Annotated in this window: 1 protein-coding gene; it reads left to right on the forward strand. The window is 71.4% G+C overall.

From position 1 onward, the window contains the following. Positions 1 to 517, forward strand: a 517-nt coding sequence (locus JNK74_30320; protein MBL7650465.1) for a PEP-CTERM sorting domain-containing protein, incomplete at both ends; no start/stop codon positions are given.

Raw genomic sequence — 517 nt, forward strand, 5'->3', positions numbered from 1 at the left:
GTCGCAACGTCAGCCGGGTCACGCGGGTGCCGATGCAGAAGGCCCAGGCCGACGAAGCGGTGGGGCCGCAAGAAGCGCCGCCCGTCCCCTTCCTGGCGGCCATTCCGCCCGGTGAAAGCGAACTGCAGTTCGAAGCGCCAGCTGCCGGTGCGAGCCCCAACTTTGTCTCTGGTCTGAGCGCATCGTCTCCGCTGCTGCCGGCGGGCTCGGAGTCGGGCCTCGCCAGTGGCGGCAATGAGCTCAACGATCCCGCCTGGGGCCCCAGCTGGACCACCAGTGGCGGCCTGCCGCTCAGCCCGATCACCTTCGCCGGCGGTGGCGGCACAGGGGGTGGTGGCGGCGGTGGGATTCCTGGCATTCCCGGGATTCCAGGCATCCCCGGCATCCCCGGAATTCCCGGCTTGCCCGGCGGCGTTCCTGACCCGGGCAGCCTGCCGGTCACGCCGATCCCCGAGCCATCCACCTACGCCTTGATGGCGCTGGGCCTCGGTCTGGTGGCCTGGGCGGCAAGGCGTCG

The organism is Candidatus Hydrogenedentota bacterium (assembly GCA_016791475.1).
Classification (GTDB): domain Bacteria; phylum Hydrogenedentota; class Hydrogenedentia; order Hydrogenedentales; family JAEUWI01; genus JAEUWI01.